Origin of the sequence: Streptomyces sp. NPDC058470, assembly GCF_042721055.1 — a bacterium.
GTDB lineage: Bacteria > Actinomycetota > Actinomycetes > Streptomycetales > Streptomycetaceae > Streptomyces.
Map to the genome: position 1 here is coordinate 26280 of NZ_JBHXMF010000012.1, position 15178 is coordinate 41457.

General features: G+C 70.0%; 14 protein-coding genes and 1 riboswitch. Of the genes, 8 read left to right on the forward strand and 6 right to left on the reverse strand.

The genetic code is table 11. The annotated features are described in order from the left end of the window. Positions 1–119 precede the first annotated feature (119 nt). The gene (locus ACFWP7_RS11185; RefSeq protein ID WP_384379530.1) at positions 120–650 is read left to right on the forward strand and encodes a DoxX family protein; all 531 of its coding nucleotides are present in this window, start codon (positions 120–122) and stop codon (positions 648–650) included. Positions 651–781: 131 nt separating this feature from the next. Here ACFWP7_RS11185 and ACFWP7_RS11190 read toward each other — a convergent pair whose 3' ends face one another. Beyond that, a complete protein-coding gene (locus ACFWP7_RS11190; protein WP_384379533.1) occupies positions 782–1018 on the reverse strand; it encodes a hypothetical protein in 237 nt (78 codons plus the stop codon). Then, the gene (locus ACFWP7_RS11195) at positions 1005–2426 is read right to left on the reverse strand and encodes a PspC domain-containing protein (RefSeq protein ID WP_384379536.1); all 1422 of its coding nucleotides are present in this window, start codon (positions 2424–2426) and stop codon (positions 1005–1007) included. The genes ACFWP7_RS11190 and ACFWP7_RS11195 overlap by 14 nt, the downstream gene beginning before the upstream one ends. 341 nt (positions 2427–2767) lie before the next feature. On the opposite strand from ACFWP7_RS11195, the gene ACFWP7_RS11200 reads away from it, so the two are divergent. The 4 genes from ACFWP7_RS11200 (at position 2768) to ACFWP7_RS11215 (ending at position 5455) form a co-directional block, all read left to right on the forward strand. Then, on the forward strand, positions 2768–4099 hold the full coding sequence (locus ACFWP7_RS11200; protein ID WP_384379539.1) for a PspC domain-containing protein: 1332 nt from the start codon (positions 2768–2770) through the stop codon (positions 4097–4099). Beyond that, on the forward strand, positions 4096–4878 hold the full coding sequence (locus tag ACFWP7_RS11205) for a LuxR C-terminal-related transcriptional regulator (protein ID WP_384379542.1): 783 nt from the start codon (positions 4096–4098) through the stop codon (positions 4876–4878). The genes ACFWP7_RS11200 and ACFWP7_RS11205 overlap by 4 nt, the downstream gene beginning before the upstream one ends. A gap of 86 nt (positions 4879–4964) precedes the next feature. After that, on the forward strand, positions 4965–5183 hold the full coding sequence (locus ACFWP7_RS11210; RefSeq protein WP_384379545.1) for an RloB domain-containing protein: 219 nt from the start codon (positions 4965–4967) through the stop codon (positions 5181–5183). After that, a complete protein-coding gene (locus ACFWP7_RS11215) occupies positions 5180–5455 on the forward strand; it encodes a YgjP-like metallopeptidase domain-containing protein (RefSeq protein WP_384379548.1) in 276 nt (91 codons plus the stop codon). Before ACFWP7_RS11210 ends, ACFWP7_RS11215 begins: the two co-directional genes overlap by 4 nt. Here ACFWP7_RS11215 and ACFWP7_RS11220 read toward each other — a convergent pair whose 3' ends face one another. Beyond that, positions 5456–6280: an L-histidine N(alpha)-methyltransferase gene (locus tag ACFWP7_RS11220; RefSeq protein ID WP_384379551.1), complete on the reverse strand. Its 825-nt coding sequence runs from the start codon at positions 6278–6280 to the stop codon at positions 5456–5458. A 28-nt stretch (positions 6281–6308) separates the two neighbouring features. Here ACFWP7_RS11220 and ACFWP7_RS11225 point away from each other — a divergent pair, with 28 nt between their 5' ends. Beyond that, positions 6309–7811 carry a PLP-dependent aminotransferase family protein gene (locus ACFWP7_RS11225; protein WP_384379554.1) on the forward strand — a complete coding sequence of 501 codons (1503 nt, stop codon included), beginning with the start codon at positions 6309–6311 and terminating at the stop codon, positions 7809–7811. Between the two features lie 19 nt (positions 7812–7830). Here the strand turns inward: ACFWP7_RS11225 and ACFWP7_RS11230 are convergent, their stop codons facing one another. Continuing rightward, positions 7831–8898, reverse strand: coding sequence for an NlpC/P60 family protein (locus ACFWP7_RS11230; protein WP_384379557.1), 1068 nt, complete (start codon positions 8896–8898; stop codon positions 7831–7833). 402 nt (positions 8899–9300) lie between these two features. Here ACFWP7_RS11230 and ACFWP7_RS11235 point away from each other — a divergent pair, with 402 nt between their 5' ends. Further along, positions 9301–9654: a hypothetical protein gene (locus tag ACFWP7_RS11235; protein WP_384379560.1), complete on the forward strand. Its 354-nt coding sequence runs from the start codon at positions 9301–9303 to the stop codon at positions 9652–9654. A gap of 1 nt (position 9655) precedes the next feature. Here ACFWP7_RS11235 and ACFWP7_RS11240 read toward each other — a convergent pair whose 3' ends face one another. Both ACFWP7_RS11240 and ACFWP7_RS11245 read right to left on the reverse strand, forming a co-directional pair. After that, positions 9656–10609, reverse strand: coding sequence for a tellurite resistance/C4-dicarboxylate transporter family protein (locus ACFWP7_RS11240; RefSeq protein ID WP_384379563.1), 954 nt, complete (start codon positions 10607–10609; stop codon positions 9656–9658). A gap of 145 nt (positions 10610–10754) precedes the next feature. Then, positions 10755–11903 (reverse strand): NlpC/P60 family protein, encoded by a 1149-nt coding sequence (locus ACFWP7_RS11245; RefSeq protein WP_384379566.1) that lies wholly within the window; start codon positions 11901–11903, stop codon positions 10755–10757. A 7-nt stretch (positions 11904–11910) separates the two neighbouring features. After that, a riboswitch (cyclic di-AMP (ydaO/yuaA leader) is annotated at positions 11911–12082 on the reverse strand. A 478-nt stretch (positions 12083–12560) separates the two neighbouring features. Between ACFWP7_RS11245 and pcrA the strand changes: the two genes are divergently transcribed. Then, a complete protein-coding gene (gene pcrA, locus ACFWP7_RS11250; protein WP_384379569.1) occupies positions 12561–15053 on the forward strand; it encodes a DNA helicase PcrA in 2493 nt (830 codons plus the stop codon). The last annotated feature ends 125 nt before the right edge of the window (positions 15054–15178 follow it).

The following is a 15178-nucleotide window of genomic DNA, read 5'->3' on the forward strand; positions in this document are numbered from 1 at the left end:
CCCGGTCCCTGGAGGGTGGACAGGAAAACGGGCACACCGATCCTTGAGCGGGTGCCTGCTGTCGTACGTATGGTCTGTTGAGGGGTCAACGGAACGCGGGCGAGAGGCGGCGGAGAGCGATGACTCACAGTATGCGAACGGATACCCCCAGCCCCTATCTCGACGGGAGGCGGGACTGGCGGGACTCCGCCACCCGATACGCCCTGCTTCCCCTGCGCGTCTTTCTCGGCGTCACTTTCATCTACGCCGGCCTGGACAAACTCACCAACAGCGCGTTCATGGCGGACTCCGGCGCCGGTTCGATCGGCGACATGATGCGCTCGGTCCGGGACTCCTCGGCGATCCCGGCCCTCGTGGATCTGTCGCTGAAGAATCCCGTCGGCTTCGGCTATGCCATCGCTTTCGGTGAACTCGCCGTCGGTATCGGCACCTTGATCGGCCTGCTGGCCCGCCTCGCCGCCTTCGGTGGCGCCCTCATCTCCCTCAGCCTGTGGCTGACCGTGAGCTGGGCCGCCGACCCGTACTACTACGGCAACGACCTGATCTATCTGATGGCCTGGCTGCCCCTGGTACTGGCAGGCGCCTCGGTCTTCTCCGTGGACGCGGGGCTGAGGGCGAGGCGCAGGCAACGGGCCGGCGGTTATCGCTAGGACCTCCGGCCTGGGCGCAGGCTGACACCTTCCGGGGCGAGCGTCGTTCGGCGTCCGTCCCGGTGTGTGTCCCGGTGCCGGTTGGCGTTCCGGCACCGGTGGGCGGCTGTGTGTGGAGAAGTCCGACGTGGTTAACCTTCCTTGCCCGGCGCCGTCACCGGTGCCCGGCGTGACCTGCGGCGTCTTCGTACGGCGTGGGTCAGCAGAGCGACCGTGCCTGCGAGGCAGAGGCCGAATGCGACGACGGGGATGATCGCGAACCACGGTGTCTCCCACAGGCCGCCCGCGTCGCCGGCGTAGATGACGCCCGCGAGGGTGAGGAAGCAACCCGCGACCAGTTTTCCCGGCTGGAACTCATGACGTCGCACGGGTCACCTCCGCCTGGCCGACGCCGACCTGGAGGTCGAGGTCGAGCGTGCCGCCGTTCTTGTCGGCGGTCGCGGGGGAGAGTGTCACGCTCTTGTGCTTGCCCGGCTGCACGTCCACGTCCTTCTTGTCGTCGCCCGGCAACTGGATGTCTCCGACGCCGACATCGACGGTCAGATTCACGGTCACGTCCTTCGGGACGATCACCTTGAGATGGCCCGCACCCACCTCCGCGTTCGTCGACACCGTCTGGCCCTTGGCGAGGTCGAGGCCCGTCAGGTCCAGGGTGCCCACGCCCGTGCCGAGGTCGTACGACTCCTGTATGTCGGCCACGGCGGTCGGTGTCCAGTTCGTGCGCACCCAGTGGGTGCTGATGTCCTTCGGCAGCGCGGCGGAGCCGGCGAGCAGGCCCGCGGTGATCAACGCGAGGAAGATCGAGCCCGCGCCCGTACGCCCCTTGAACGCGCTGATCGCAATGCCCAGGCCGAACACGATCAGCGCACAGGCCAGGCCGGTCTGCAGGCTGGTGCCGAGCGTGTGCTCCTCCCACGTCAGGCTTGTGCCGAGGATGCCCGCGATGAGCGCGAGCACGAACACCCAGCCGCCGATCCAGCGTGGGCCGGACGGCTTGGGCTGCCGGGCCGTGCGTATGTCCGGGCGGCTGGTGCCCCGGGCGATGTTGAGCGCGGCAGCCGCGTCCCGGTCCTGGGCGTCCGGCGGTCCCCACAGATAGCCGGTGCCGCCCACATGGGAGCCGTCCTTGATGATCGGGTCGCGCCACCAGGAGGGGTAGGAGGCGGGGACGGGCGGTGCCTGCGCCTCCGGCGGGGCGTCGGCGACGGCCTGGGCGGCGAGCGGGTCGGGGTCGGGCGCGCCGCGCTGCTGCGACCAGAACCCCGCGCCCGCCAGGAGCAGGGCGAGGACCACGGCGAAGGTCAGTACCCCGCCGTTGTTGAGCATCGAGAGGAACACCCCGCAGCCCACCAGGGCGAACAGCACGGCCGTCAGCGCCTGGCCGTCCACGCGGCCGGTCAGGAGCTTGCGTACCTCGTTCTCCTCGTCATCGTCGTACGGCACGAACAGCCACACGAAGCCGTAGAAGATGAGGCCGATGCCGCCGGTCGCGGAGAGCACCGCGAGCACGATCCGGAAGATCACCGGGTCCATGTCGCACTGCCGCCCCAGCCCGGCGCACACCCCGCCCAGCATCTTGTGGCGCCGGTCGCGGCGGAACTTGAGGGGCGTGCCTGGTGCGGTCGTCGCCGTCCCGGCCGTGACCCGGTCCTCGTGCGTGCGCGGCTCCTCACCCGGGGCGGGCGGTACGGCGTCCCGCGGCCCGGGACCCGGGGGCGGGGCGGCCGGGCCGCGGGCGGGGTCCGGCTCCGCCGCCGCGTGCTGGTGGTCTGTCATGCGTCCATGGTGACGGGCGGGGAGGCGCGGCGGCAGTCGGGATGACCCTGGCCGAACCCTGATTTCGGCCCTGAGGGGGGCCGGGGAGCTGTTCGAGCAGCGGATTCTCGAAGATCAGGGACCGGGTTGCTGGGGTTCAGGCACCGGGTTCCTCCCGAATCCGGCATCGGGTTGCTGGGGATCAGGCGCTGGACTCCTGCGGAATTCGGCATCGGTTGCTGAGGATCAGCCACTGGGTTCCTCCCGAATCCGGCATCGGGTTTTCGAGGTGCGGGCGCCGGTCTCTCGAAGATCAGATATTGGTTTCCCGAAGATCAGGGGAGTCTCGGGGGTCGACCCTGATGCCCGGGCCCGCCGGGCGTGTGAACATCGATGGCATGCCGGAAGCCGCAGCCATCCCCCTGGACGCCCCGCGGCCCCCGCGCAAGCTCTACCGCAGCAGCGACGGACGCTGGCTCGGGGGCGTGGCGCGCGGGCTCGCCGGGCATCTCGGGCTGCCGGTGATCTGGGTGCGGCTCATGTTCGTCGGCCTGTTCATGGCGGACGGGCTGGGGGCGCTGCTGTATGCCGCGTTCTGGTTCTTCGTGCCGCTCGGCGTCGGCGGGGTGGGAGGAGCCGGCGGGCGTACGCCGGGCATCTCCACCGAGACCGCTCCCGACGGCCGCCGCAGACTCGTGGCACGCAAGCCGGACAAGGGGCAGATCGTCGCGCTCCTCCTCATGGTCGTCGTGGCCATGGTCTTCGTCGGCAATGTGAACCTGGGCGGCGGAGCGAAGGCGTATCTGTGGCCGACCGTGCTCGTCGGCGCGGGCGTCGCCCTGGTCTGGCGTCAGGCGGACAATGCGCGGCGGGCCCGCTGGGTCGAGGTCGGCCGTCGTCGGCGCACGCTCACGCTGCTGCGTTCCGCGGCGGGCGTCCTGCTGGTCACAGCCGGTGTGTCCGGGATATTCGTCCTCCAGGGCTCGGCCGCTCACCTCGGCTCCGTCCTCCAGGCGGCACTCGCGGTCCTGGTCGGCATAGCGCTGCTGGCCGGCCCCTATCTCGTACGCATGACACAGGACCTCTCCGAGGAGCGTCTGATGCGTATCCGCGCCCAGGAGCGGGCCGAAGTCGCCGCCCATGTCCATGACTCGGTGCTGCACACCCTGACCCTGATCCAGCGCAACGCGGACAATGGGAACGAGGTACGGCGTCTGGCCCGCGCCCAGGAGCGCGACCTGCGTACCTGGCTCTACAAACCGGAGGGCACCGGAAAGGATGAGGCGGACGAGCCCGACACCCTCGCCGAGGCGGTCCGGCGCAATGCCGCGGAGGTCGAGGACAAGCACGGCGTCCCCATCGAGGTCGTGGTCGTCGGCGACTGCCCTCTGGACGACGGCGTTTCCGCGCAGATGCAGGCCGCGCGGGAAGCGATGGTGAACGCGGCCAAGTACGGTGGCGAGGGCGGCGCGGTACAGGTCTTCGCCGAAGTCGAGGGCACGACGGTGTTCGTGTCCGTCCGCGACCGCGGCCCCGGCTTCGACCTCGACGCGATACCCGCCGACCGCATGGGCGTCAGAGAATCGATCATCGGCCGCATGGAGCGCAACGGCGGTACGGCGCGGCTGCGCGCGGTGCCGGACGGCGGCACGGAGGTCGAGCTGGAGATGGAGAGGGCGGAGAGGACGTCATGAGAGACACGAACGGGCCTGTGGAGTCCGGCAGTTCTGCCGGTGCGGAGGAGACCCCTTCGGCCCCCGTCGCGTCCGGAGAGGCCGCGGACGTGGCCGGGCCGGCCGCTGCCGGGAGTGGGCGGCATGCGCGGGTCGTGCTCGTCGACGACCACCGCATGTTCCGTACGGGAGTTCAGGCCGAGATCGGGGAGACCGAGCGGACCGGCGTCGAGGTCGTCGGCGAGGCCGCGGACGTCGACCAGGCGGTCACGGTCATCACGGCCACGCGGCCCGAGGTCGTGCTGCTGGACGTGCACCTGCCGGGCGGCGGTGGTGTCGAAGTGCTGCGCCGTTGCGCCCCGTTGATGGGCGACGCCCAGCAGCCGGTCCGCTTCCTGGCGCTGTCCGTGTCGGACGCCGCGGAGGACGTCATCGGCGTGATCCGTGGCGGCGCCCGGGGCTATGTCACCAAGACGATCACCGGTACGGACCTCGTGGAGTCCATCTTCCGTGTCCAGGACGGAGACGCGGTCTTCTCGCCGCGCCTGGCAGGGTTCGTCCTCGACGCGTTCGCCTCGACCGACGCCCCGCCGGTGGACGAGGACCTCGACCGTCTCACCCAGCGCGAGCGCGAGGTCCTGCGCCTCATCGCCCGCGGCTATGCGTACAAGGAGATCGCCAAGCAGCTGTTCATCTCCGTCAAGACGGTCGAGTCCCATGTGTCCGCGGTGCTGAGGAAGCTCCAGCTGTCGAACCGGCATGAGCTGACCCGGTGGGCGACTGCTCGGCGGCTGGTGTGACCCGGGGGGCCGCGGCCTGACGCGACTCTCCGGTAGGCGTGTGAGCGATCACGCGGAAACCCTGTGCGCGACGAGAGGAGGACGGCATGCTGCTGCGGTGCCGCGTGGCGAACGTGAGATCGCTGCGCGACGAGCAAGAGCTGTCCTTCGTAGTGCCGCAGGGCGAGGGGTTGTGGTGCCTCTTCGACCGGGACAGGCACGAGGACATTCCGACCGCTTTCGCGCGGGCGCGGAAGGCGGAGTTGCATGTCGCCTACTCCCACCCCTGTTTCGAGCTGTGGCGGCAGTCCCCGAACCCGCAGTGACGGTTCGGGACGTCGGGAATCGGTGGGGAACCTACCGGCCGGGCGAGGGAGAAGTCGGGAAGATGGCCCTTCACTGGGCTGTCTTCCAGTTGCCTGCCCACCTTGTCGACTACGTGATCGCTCACGAGCTGGCGCACATCGAGGTGTCCGGACACGGCCCCGACTATTGGGTTCTCCTCAAGCGCGCCATCCCCGAGTGTGAGGCAAGAAGAGAGGAACTCGACGACCTGGGCCGACGACTGTGGCTGGGGCAGGCCGCTGAACAGGGCTGACTATCTGGATGGCCGGTTCACGGCGAGGGCTTTGAAGAACGTGTAGTGGAACGTGCCCTCGGCGGTGGCCGTGCGGTGCAGGTCCGCGATGCCACGGTCCCAGTCCGACGAGTTCATCAGCCCTGCGGCGAGGGCGTCCTCGCGTATCGACTCGACCATGGTGATGAAGGTGTTGCGGGTGAAGCCGTTCACCAGGGCGGGGCGGGAGCGGTCCGCGTAGACCGTATGGGGCCGGACCACCACCTCCTCGTAGCCGGCGGCGGTGACGAGCGGATGTAGCTGGCGGCCGATCAGGGCGTTGCCGCCTGCCGTGGCCTGGAGCTGGACCTGGCAGTCGATTGTTGCGTGGGCGTATGCGCTGTGGGGGTGGAAGAACGTCGAGCCGTGGTCGCCCTCGATGACGGTGAGAGTGCCGCCGGGGCGCAGCACGCGGCGCAGCGCGGTGAGAGCCCGGCGTGGGGCGGTCAGGTGCTCCAGGACGAAGCAGACGAAGACGTGGTCGAACTCAGCTTCTGGGAAGGGTAGTTCGAAGAGATTCGCCTGGTGCCACGAGACGTGTGCGTCGGGGGCGTACTCCGTTACGTGGGTGCGCGCCTGGGCGAGGGAATCGGCCGAGATGTCGACCGCCGTGAAGTGCGCCTCCGGGCTCGCCGCCAACAGGTGCACCGTCTGTGCACCTACACCGCAACCGACCTCGAGGACCCTGCTGCCCGCGGGGTACACCGTGCCCGAGTGCAGCAGGGCCGCCAGGGTGTCGGCCTGGTCGCCGAGGCGGCGGGTCTCGTGGGTGGAGTAGCCGTGTACGTAGTCGGTAGGTGTGGTCATGGGTCGAGCCTCGTCTGACAATGGCTCGGTGAACAGGTCCAATGGAGATCCTGAAGACAGGTCCATAATCACCGAGGCGTCCGGGTCGGACTTTCTCCAACTCGACATCGGTCAGGCCCCGTTCCGTGGTCGTGCCGACTGGCTGGCGGGGCAGTTGCGGCGGGCGATCTCCGACGGACGGCTGCCTCTCGGGAGCCGGCTCCCGGCGACGCGGGTCCTTGCCGCCGAGCTCCGTGTCTCGCGCGGGGTGGTGACGGAGGCGTACCAGCGGCTGTCCGAGGACGGGCGTGTGGAGGGCCGGGGCCGGAACGGGACGGTGGTCGTGGCGGCGCCCGCCGACACGTCACGGTCGACCTTCGCACCTCAACAGCGGGGTCGGCGGCGCCTGTTCGCCGACGTTCCAGGCGACGACATCTTCGACCTGATCCGCTCCGCCCCCGCCCGTATCGACCTCTCGCCCGGCGTCCCCGACCTCACGGCCTTCCCCCGGGCGGCCTGGCTGCGTGCTGAGCGGGAGGTGTTCGGGGGGCTGTCCGCTTCGGGGTTCGGTTACGGGGATCCGTGCGGGACCCCGGAGTTGCGGCGAGCCGTGGCGCACTGGCTGGCACGGAACCGGGGGATCAGGGCCGAGCCGGACGAGGTGATCGTCGTCGCGGGGACCGCGCAGGCGCTGACGCTGCTCGGGCAGGTGTTGCGCGAGGACGGCGTGGAGGAGATCGCGGTGGAGGACCCCGGCTCGCTCGGGGTCCGGCAGCATCTGCAACGGCAAGGGCTCCGTACGCCGCCTGTGTCCGTCGACGCCGAGGGCATCCGGGTGGACGAACTGAGTGCATACGGCGCTGTGTTGCTTACTCCGGCGCACCAGTTCCCAACCGGGGTGGTGCTCGGGGGCGCACGGCGCCGGGAGCTGATGCAATGGGCCGAGGACGGCGGGCTGATAGTGGAGGACGACTACGACGCCGAGCACCGTTACGATCGGCCGCCCGTGCCCGCGCTGCGGTCGATGCTGCCGGAGCAGGTCGGCTACGCGGGCAGCGTGTCCAAGCTGCTGGCTCCCGCCCTGCGTACGGGATGGGTGCTCCCGCCGCTCCGCTACCGGGACGCGCTGATCGCCGCGAAACGCTTCGCCGACCTCGGCAACCCCGCCCTGCCCCAACTCGTACTCGCCCGGCTCATGGAGTCGGGCGAACTGGAGCGGCATCTAAGGCTGTTGCGCCGCCGTCATCGCCGCCGCCGCGATGCCATGATCGCGGCGATCCGGGACCGGCTGCCGGGCGCTGTCGTCCACGGCGCCGCGGCGGGTCTCCACCTCCTGATCACCTTCGAGGGGCGGGAATTCGACGGGGCGCGGTTCCTGGACACGGACCTTGCGGCGGCCACGCTGGTCCGTGGCGTGAAGGTTCACCCACTGTCCTGGCACCGACAACGCGCAGGTCCGCCCGGCGTGCTCCTCGGCTACGCCGCATCCTCCGCGCCCGCCATCATCGAGGGCGTGGCAGCAGTCGGCGACGCGTTGCAGGAAGTCCGCTGAGACCGTGCCTCGTACCCCCTCACGCCACCCGGGCAGCCCCCGCGAACGGCATCTGGTCGACCGGAGCCAGTCGTACCGGCGCGCTCGGGTTGGGGGCGTGGATCATCTGGCCGTTGCCCACGTAGATGCCCACATGGCTGATGCCCGAGTAGAAGAAGACCAGGTCGCCCGGGAGGAGCTCGGAGCGTGCGACGCGGCGGCCGGCGTTGATCTGGGCGTAGGTCGTCCGGGGGAGCGCGATGCCTGCGGCGCGGTACGCGGCCTGGGAGAGGCCGGAGCAGTCGAAGGCGTCGGGTCCGGTGGCGCCCCAGACGTAGGGGCTGCCGAGCTTCCCGTAGGCGTACGAGACGGCGGCTGCCGCACGGGAGTTGGGGGCGGCGACGGAACCGGCCGGGGCCGCAGGGCTGGTCAGGTCACGAGCTGAGGAGCGTGTGGCGCGGTCGCTCGAGTCGCCGGTTTCCCCGAGCCGGGCGCGCTCTTCGTCGCTCAGGCGGCCCAACAGCTGTCGTGCCGCGTCGAGTTTCCCGGTGACCGTCTTCTTGTGCCGCTTCAGCTCGGCCTGCCGCGACGTGAGCGAGGACAGCTCGACGTGCGCTGCCCCGCGCAACTGCGCGATCTCCCTCAGCTGTTGACGTACGCGATCCACGGCAGCCGCCTGCCTGCTGCCCGCCCGTTCGGCGAACGCGGCACCTTCCAGGTACTGGTCGGGATCGTCGGAGAGCGCGAGCTGCAGCGCGGGGTCGAGGCCGCCGTTGCGGTACTGCGAGGCGGCGATCGAACCCAGCGCGTCGCGCGCCGAGTTGAGGTGGTCCTCCTTGCGTGCCGCCTCGTCCTGGAGTATGCCGAGCCGCTCCGCCGCCTTGCCGGCCTTCTCCTTGGCGCCGTTGTACTTCTCGGTGGCGACCTCCGCCTCCTCGTACAAGCTGTCGACCTTGGCCTTCACCTGTGCCGTCGACAGCTGGGGCTCGGCGTACCCCGTCCCGTCGAAGGCGGTGGCCGTCGCCGCGCCCGCGAGGGCGATCGTCGCGGCTGTGCGGGCCTTGCTTCCGCCGAGCGGGCGCTGCTTGGGCTTGCGGTGCGCTGCCACGAGGGCCCACATCCTTCCGTACGGCCACCGGAGCAAAAGCCCGGGCGGTCAGCGGTTACGCGTCCGGCGGCGGCCCACACAGGGGGAGCGGGCCGCCGCCGGACCTTCTCGGCGAGGTGTCCGGTTGCCGCCCCTGGCCAGGGCGGCGACGGGGAGCCGGGCACCTGGTGGAGGACGCTAAACCTGAGCGTGAGGGCTTGGTAACGCCATGTACGCAATTGACGCCACTGGATCACTCGATGATCACAAATGGCTGTAAAACCCATGCGCTGACGTCGACTTCACCGACTGTGATGACCGATGCGGCGAATCCGGGACAACCGGGCGTGCACCGGTGCTATGGGTTACACGGGGTGGGCCGGTGACAAGAGGGACCGGGGTGTACGCATAGGCTCCGGCCTCATGGACGTACTCATCCATCTCTTCGTCGGCCTGCACATCATCGGTATCGCCTCGCTCCTCGGTGGCTTCCTCACCCAGATGAAGGCGATGGGCCGGGGCACGGCCCGTTTCGTCCCCGCGATGCTGCACGGCGCGCTGACCATGCTGGTCACGGGCGTCGTGCTGGTCGGCCTCAACCAGGCGGACGACCAGCCGGTCAACAACATCAAGATCGGCGTGAAGCTGACGCTGCTGATCGTGATCCTGGGGCTCGTCTATGTGAAGCGCGACGACGAGAAGGTGGAGAAGGGGCTCTTCGGGCTCGTCGGACTGCTGACGACGGCGAACATCTTCATCGCGGTGTTGTGGACCTGATTCAGCGCGGTGCTGCGGATCTGACGGCCCCGACCGACACCGCCAGCCAGCCGGCCACCGCGATCCACAGCAGTACCTCTCCCAGCCCCTCGGTCCACGAGACGTCGAGGGCGTTCGAGACCGCCAGGGTCGCCACCGCCGCCATCCCCAGGGGGAACACGGTCGCCCAGCGCCGCACGTCGTAGCGAAGGCGTGGCCGGGCCAGTTCCGCGGCGGCCAGGACGCAGGACCAGGCGAGGCCGAGGACGAGCAGGGCGGTGGTGACGGCGCGCAGGACGCCGTTGTCGTCGCCGTTCCACAGGTACGCGTCGACGTTGTGTGCCGCGACGAGCCTGGCCCCGGTCAGCGCCGAGACGGCGAGCGCGCCGCCCGCGATCCAGTGGTCCCCGGCGCCCGTCACCACCTCCCTGATGTCGAAGCGCGCGAACGCCACTCCGTAGAGCACGATCCCGAGCCAGAACAGCACCAGCGCGGCATGCGCGAGCCAGTTCGCGCCCATGGCCGCGGCGAGCGTGGCGCCCAGCACGGAGAGCCCCTGCGTGGCCACGCACACGAGGAACACCTCGCCCGGCATACGACGACTCCAGTGCCGTACGACGACGAGGAGCAGCGCCGGCCACAGCACGGCCGACAGCGCCAGCAGGGCCTCGGCGACCTCCTGCCACCCCAGCGCGGACAGCCGCATGCCGAGGACCGTCGTCGCCGCGACGGCGGTGAGCGCGGGGGGCGTGCTCGCCTCCGTCGCCCAGCGCGACCGGTCCCGTACCAGCCGTACGACGAAGTCCGCGGCGAGCGCGAGCCAGGCGACGGACGCCAGGGCCAGTGCGGCACGGGACAGCGTCTCGTAGCCGGTCAGATGCAACCCGAGCGAGATGGTGCCGGTCGCCATGACGGCGGCGCCGGCGGCCGGCGGCCACTCGGCCCACCAGGTGCGGGGCTGGGAGATGGCTGGCATGGGCCCGATGCTAAGGATCTTCGGGTGGGTTGCCCGCGGGGCACGCGCGCGGGGGAGAGGAAAACGCGGGGCACGCACGCGTGGAACACGAAAACGTGCTCCACGCGCGTGCGTGCCCTGCGGAAGGTGTCGCGCGGGCGATGGATTACGCGGGCCGTACCACGCTGTGGATGGCCGACTCGCCGTCGTAGAAGATCGACTCCTCGCGGACGTACGCGCCCGGCTTCGGGGCGTGGATCATCATGCCGTTGCCCATGTAGAGGCCGACGTGGCTGACGTCGCCGTAGAAGAAGACCAGGTCGCCGGGCTGGGCTTCGGAGAGGGAGACGGTCGTGCCGGCGGTCACCTGGTCGTAGGTGACGCGCGGGAGGGTGACGTCGGCGGCCCTCCAGGCGGCCTGGGTGAGGCCCGAGCAGTCATACGAGCCGGGGCCGGTGGCGCCCCAGACGTACGGCTTGCCGACCTGGCCGCGGGCGTACGAGAGGGCCTTGGCGGCCTTCGTCGCGTACGCGGCGTCGGCGGTGGTGGCCGAGCCGGAGGAGGTGCCGGTCGTCGCGCTCGACGACGACTCCTGGGCCGCCTGTGCCGCGGCGGCTGCCTGCTGCTGCGCCAGCTCCGCCGCCTCGCGCTCGGCCGCCCTGCGCTGTTCCTCCTCGATCGCGGCGAGCCGCGCCTTCTCCTCGACGGTCAGCTGCGAGAGCAGCTCGCGCGCCTTGGCGAGCTTCTGCTGGACATCGGTCTTGGACGCCTGCAGGGCGTTCTGCGAGGTGGTCAGCGTCTCCAGGCTCTGGGAGGCCTCCGTACGCGTCTCGGTGGCGGCGGCCTGCTCCGTGACGTAGTCGTCGACAGCCGCCTTCCGGCGTTCGGTCAGACGGCTCATCAGCTGGGTCTGGTCGAAGTAGTCCTGCGGATTGTCCGCCAGCAGGAGAGAGCCGGCGTCGGGGGTCGCGGCCCCGGTGCGGTACTGCGTCGCGGCGACCGAGCCCAGCTCCTCACGCGCGGTGTTGAGCTTCTCCGTGCGCTGGGCGACGTCGTCGAGGAGGGTGTCGACCTTCTTGCGCTGCTTGGTGGTCTTCTCCTTGGCCGCGTTGTACTTGTCGGTGGCCGATTCGGCCTGCCGGTAGAGGTCGTCGACCTTCTTCTCGACCTCTTCGAGGCTCGGCTCGGACTCTTCGGAGGGCGCGGCGTTCGCCGTCTGGGAGAGCAGGGCCACCGAAGTGAGGGCCGCCGTGGCGAGAACGGGGGCCGTGCCCGCCACGCGCGAACCCGGGAACCATTTGCGTTGCGACGCCAAGGGAGGCGACTCCTTCCATCATCCGCCTACCGGGTTAGCTGTCGGGTTCGGGCGGGTGGTTCGGAAGGGTTGCCCTACGGTCTCTGCCCGACAAGGCAGTTGGACCGATTCACCCCAAGTTCGGTGGGTCCCCGGTTCCGGCTGCCACGAGGGCGCACCGAATTCGGCGGAGGCCACCGCGGCCCGGCGACGTTCGCCGGTGGGGGTCGGGCGGCCTGATCAGCACGCTAGCCAACTCGTGCGGCTTCTGTGAAGGTTGATGTTCGAAATGCCCGATACATTTTCGTGACCATAGTCATGAGGTTCGTCACCCCTCGTCAATTCGGCGGGGTATCGGGTGAGTTGCGCGGAGGGCGATGTCCTCGCTCTCTTTCGGGCGGTCGCGGCGGGGTGCTGCCCCGGCGGGCGTCGCCGTGAACTCGTACGGCTGGAATGTGCACGGGCGGGAAGGTGTACGGGCTGGAATTCGTACGACGGGAGGGCGTACGGCGGGGAAGGCGTGCGTTTGGGCCTGGCTGGTCGCAGGCTGTGACGGTGCGGTTCCGGAGGGCCGTCGGGCCTGGAGGGCCCCTCGGCCGCTGAGTACCGTCACGAGTTCCGGTCGAGTTTTCGGGGTGGCGGCGGGGTGTCAGTGGGGCCGCCTAGACTCGGAGAGCGATGAGCAGCCTCTTTGATGACAGCTTCCTGGCGGACCTCAAGCCCTCGGCGGCGCATGAGGAAGAGCCCCCGCCGCCCGAGGACGGGACGGCCGAGCCGCTTCCGGACGACCTGTTCGGCGGCCGCTTCGACGTGCCGCCGAGCCGCGACGCGTACTACCGCGACGGCGCCCCGCGCCCCGTCGTGGACGCGGCCGCGCTCCTGGACGGGCTGAACGAGAACCAGCGGGCGGCCGTGGCGCACTCCGGCTCCCCTCTGCTCATCGTGGCCGGTGCGGGCTCCGGCAAGACCCGCGTGCTCACGCACCGGATCGCCTATCTGCTGGGCGAGCGCCAGGTCCACCCCGGCCAGATCCTCGCGATCACCTTCACCAACAAGGCCGCGGGCGAGATGAAGGAGCGCGTCGAGCACCTCGTCGGCCCGCGCGCCAACGCCATGTGGGTGATGACCTTCCACAGCGCGTGCGTGCGGATCCTGCGCCGCGAGAGCAAGAGGCTCGGTTTCACCTCGTCGTTCTCGATCTACGACGCCGCCGACAGCAAGCGGCTCATGGCCCTGGTCTGCCGTGACCTGGACCTCGATCCGAAGCGTTTCCCGCCGAAGTCCTTCAGCGCCAAGATCTCGAACCTGAAGAACGAGCTGATCGACGAGGAGGACTTCGCCGCCCAGGCCACCGACGGTTTCGAGAAGACCCTCGCCCAGGCCTACGCGATGTACCAGTCGCGGCTGCGTGAGGCCAACGCGCTCGACTTCGACGACCTGATCATGACGACGGTCAACCTGCTGCGCGCCTTCCCGGACGTCGCCGAGCACTACCACCGTCGCTTCCGGCACGTCCTGGTGGACGAGTACCAGGACACCAACCACGCGCAGTACGCCCTGGTGCGCGAACTCGTCGGCACCTCCGGGCACCCCGTGGACGTCCCGCCCACCCCGCACGACCTGCCGCCCGCCGAGCTGTGCGTCGTGGGCGACGCCGACCAGTCGATCTACGCCTTCCGCGGCGCCACCATCCGCAACATCCTCCAGTTCGAGGAGGACTACCCGAACGCGACGACGATCCTCCTGGAGCAGAACTACCGCTCCACCCAGACGATCCTCAGCGCGGCCAACGCGGTCATCGAGCGCAACGAGTCCCGCCGCCCCAAGAACCTGTGGACGAACGCGGGCGCGGGTTCGAACATCACCGGCTACGTCGCCGACACCGAGCACGACGAGGCCCAGTTCGTCGCCGACGAAATAGACCGTCTCACCGACGCGGGCGACGCCAAGGCGGGCGATGTCGCGGTCTTCTACCGTACGAACGCCCAGTCCCGTGTCTTCGAAGAGGTCTTCATCCGCGTCGGCCTGCCCTACAAGGTCGTCGGCGGCGTCCGCTTCTACGAGCGCAAGGAGGTCCGGGACGTCCTCGCCTATCTGCGGGTGCTGTCGAACCCGGAGGACTCCGTTCCCATGCGCCGGATTCTCAACGTCCCCAAGCGCGGTATCGGTGACCGCGCCGAGGCGATGATCGACGCCCTCTCGCAGCGCGAGAAGATCAGTTTCCCGCAGGCGCTGCGACGCGTGGACGAGGCCTACGGAATGGCGGCCCGCTCCACGAACGCGGTCAAGCGGTTCAACACGCTGATGGAGGACCTGCGGACGATCGTGGAGTCGGGCGCGGGCCCGGCCACCGTCCTGGAGGCCGTACTCGAACGCACCGGCTACCTCGCCGAGTTGCAGGCGTCCACCGACCCACAGGACGAGACCCGGATCGAGAACCTTCAGGAACTCGCCGCCGTCGCCCTGGAGTTCGAGCAGGAGACCGGTGAGGGCGAGACCCCGACCGGCCTCGCTGCCTTCCTTGAGCGGGTCGCGCTCGTCGCCGACTCCGACCAGATCCCCGACGAGGAGGACGGCAACGGCGTCATCACCCTCATGACCCTGCACACCGCCAAGGGCCTTGAGTTTCCCGTGGTGTTCCTCACGGGCATGGAGGACGGCGTCTTCCCGCACATGCGCGCGCTGGGTCAGGTCAAGGAGCTGGAGGAGGAGCGGCGCCTTGCGTACGTCGGCATCACGCGCGCGCGGGAACGGCTGTATCTGACGCGGTCGTCCCTGCGCAGTGCGTGGGGGCAGCCCTCGTACAACCCGCCGTCCCGCTTCCTGGAGGAGATCCCGGAGGCCCACCTGGAGTGGAAGCGCACGGGTGCGATGGGCCCCGCCTCGTCGAGCCCCGTGTCGGGCGTGACCGCTTCACTGTCGTCGTCTCTCTCGGCCTCGCGTTCGCGGTCCGCGGCCTCGGGTGCCTCCGGGTTCGCGACGCGACGCGGTATCGCGGAGAAGCCGGTGGTGTCGCTGGCGGTCGGCGACCGGGTCACGCACGACCAGTTCGGCCTGGGCACGGTCGTCGAGGTGAAGGGGACGGGCGCGAACGCCGAGGCGACGGTCGACTTCGGGGAGCCGAAGCCGAAGCGGTTGCTGCTGCGGTACGCGCCGGTGGAGAAGCTGTAGGCACGTCGGCGGGGGTATGCCGGCGGGGGTGCGGGGGAGGGGCGAGGGCGCGGGCCGCGGGTTGGGGTCCGGCGGTTACGTCTTGCGCCAGGTCCGGGCCGGGTGGGGATCTGGTGGTTTCGCCG